The organism is Shewanella sp. ALD9 (genome assembly GCF_002836315.1).
Classification (GTDB): Bacteria; Pseudomonadota; Gammaproteobacteria; order Enterobacterales; family Shewanellaceae; genus Shewanella.
Genome location: NZ_PJCD01000034.1, coordinates 1 through 228 on the forward strand (window position 1 = coordinate 1; position 228 = coordinate 228).

Below are 228 nucleotides of genomic sequence, written 5' to 3' on the forward strand. Positions count from 1 at the left end.
AATGGTCGGCGCATCGTTGGTCGGAGTGATCACCGGAGTGTCACTGTCTTGACCGGTTAAGCTGCCATCAGAGACGGTTAAATCAATCGCCGGCAGCGTGCCGCCGTTGTTAACCAAGTCAGCACCCGCTTGGGTTAATACCACTTCGCCGTTGACCAACGCGTAGTAACCGTCGTCATTGCTGCCAGGGGTAAAGTCAACCGTCAGTAAATCACCGTCTTCATCAAA

The 228-nt window shown here is 53.5% G+C and carries 1 protein-coding gene; it reads right to left on the reverse strand.

Annotated elements, in window-relative coordinates:
• The coding region (locus tag CXF88_RS14435; RefSeq protein ID WP_157822811.1) for a hypothetical protein at nucleotides 1–228 on the reverse strand (228 nt) is incomplete at both ends.